General features: G+C 69.1%; 2 protein-coding genes. Both read right to left on the minus strand.

The genetic code is table 11. From position 1 onward, the window contains the following. Positions 1-548: 548 nt before the first annotated feature. A complete protein-coding gene (locus tag H0U68_RS19680; protein WP_296358601.1) occupies positions 549-1,637 on the minus strand; it encodes a glycosyltransferase family 9 protein in 1,089 nt (362 codons plus the stop codon). A 3-nt stretch (positions 1,638-1,640) separates the two neighbouring features. Further along, positions 1,641-2,158 (minus strand): O-antigen ligase family protein (locus tag H0U68_RS19685; protein ID WP_296358602.1); only part of this gene is annotated, 518 nt, incomplete at its 5' end.

Here is a 2,158-nt window from a genome sequence, read left to right on the forward strand (position 1 = left end):
CTCACGGCGGCTGTCTGAACGCAGCGTTTGCTTTGCAAACGCGAAGTGAGTTCCGCCGGGAATAAAAATTGGGGTCAGAGTCCAATTTCGCTGCGTCGCATAGCGACGCATCTGCGGCCTGTAGAACTGGCCCGCGAAACTGGAATCTGACCCCAATTTTTATGCAGAGAGTTCCCCCGCGCTGCCGTCCGTCCAACCGCCTCAGGCGCCCTGTCCAACTGCGCGCCACGGCCCGCCCGTGTGCGGCTTTGCAGATGCAATGTTGGCGCGCGACTGTTCGCATACCAACACTGTTGGCTGTCGCGGCAGGCGGTGCCCGGCGTGGGCGATTTCTGCGGTGGCTGTGCTGATCGGGCTGGGGCCGGGCGCGCGCAGCGCGCTTCGTGAACTGACTCGCGGAGGCTGTCTGAACGGAGCGGTCGCTTTAGCGAGCGCGCAGTGAGTTCCTCCGCGCCGGTCCCAGCCCGATCAGCACAGCGAAGTCGGCGCGCAGCGCCGACCGCCGCAGTATGAGCCCATGCCGGGCGCCGCCTGACGCGACGTACGCGCTACCTCCGAGCGGAACCTAAAAGCTCCAACGCCCGCAATGCCACACGCTGAGGCGTGATCATCGGCAAGCAATCGGTCCGACTCAAGCGGTGATCCTCGCAACCCGCCTTGCCGCAGGGAACACAGGGCAGTTCGGCTTGCATCAGCGTCACGTTGCCCACCGTCTGCGTTGCGGCACGGCGAACGAAGCGCACAGGCTGTTCGCCGATGGTGGAGGGCCATGGCGCCCAACGCTGTGGATTGGTGGGGCCGAAGATCGCCAGCACGGGCGCGCCGCAGGCGGCGGCGAGGTGCGACACCGACGTGTCGGGGCCGATGTAGAGCGCGGCCGATTGCAGCAGGCCGGCCAACTGGTTGAAGTTCAGCAGGCCGGCGTCGACCAGCAGATCTTCGGGCGCGGCACCCTCCATCATCGCAACCGTTTCGCGGTCGCTTGCGCCCGGGCCGCCGGTGAGCACGACTTGGCGTCCAGCGTCTACGAGCAGTGCCGCAAGCGTGCGGAAATGTGCCACCGGCCACTGCTTGTACGGCCACATCGACGGGGTGTGCATCACCACGTAGCCGGGCTTGAGCCGCTGGCGCAGTTCCTCGGGGACCAGTTCGGCTTTCGGCGCGATCACCGGCTGCTGCACCGCGCCGCCGGCCGCTGCCTGCCAGGGCGCGAGCAGCTTCAGCTTTTCCTCGACGATGTGGACCTCGCCCAGGTCACCGCCTGCTGTCACGGCGTGCGTGAGCAGCCGGCGCTTCCACCAGTTGCTGCCGTTCTCCGCGGGTAGTACGCCGGCGCGCTGCCTCGCCGCAATCCAGCCGATCAAATGCGCGCGGTCGCCGGTATCTGCCACGAGCGCCAGGTCATAGCGCCGCCACAGGTGGCGCGTGAAACCCAGGACATCGGCCGGCTTCGGCCGCTGCGGCATGGGAATCAGCACGCGGATGTCCGGGTTGCCGCGCAGCATGCCCAGCGTGCCTTCCAGTCCCAGCACGTCGATCTGCGCATCGGGCCACAGCCGCCGCGCTTCGCGCACCAGCGGCGTCGTCAGCAGCACGTCGCCGATCTGCCGGGTGACCACCACCAGCACCGACCGCATGGCTCAGGCGGTCCGCTCGCGCCGCGCCAGCAGCCAGGCCAGGGTGCCGGCGTACAGGTGGCCTTCGGTGAAGTCCAGCAGCAGCGAGTTGAACAGGCAGCCCAGCGCAAAGGCCAGCGCCAGGCAGGCCAGCACGCCGGCCCATGGGTCGCCGCGGTGTTGCCGCGCACGCACGCGCGCCAGCGGCAGCGCCAGCCATGCAACGAACAGCAGCAGCGCCGGCAAGCCGCCCGCGCCCAGCTGCATCAGGTACTCGTTGTGCGGGTTGTCGGTGTGCAGCCAGGGCGCGTCCGCCGGTGCAGGGACAGGCCCGGTTTCGGCGCGCGCCACTTCGCGGTACGCGGCCGGATAGCCGCCCCAGCCGGTGCCCACCAGCCAATGCGCGCGCGCCAGCGCGATGGCGTTGGGCAGCAGGTGCAGGCGGATGCGCGTGGCATCCGGCGCACCGTCGGCCGGCTGCTGCTGCGCGCGCAGTGCATGCACGGTTTCCGCCACGCGCCCGCGGATGCTGGGCGATAGCG

This window comes from Ramlibacter sp. (genome assembly GCF_013697775.1).
GTDB lineage: Bacteria > Pseudomonadota > Gammaproteobacteria > Burkholderiales > Burkholderiaceae_C > Ramlibacter.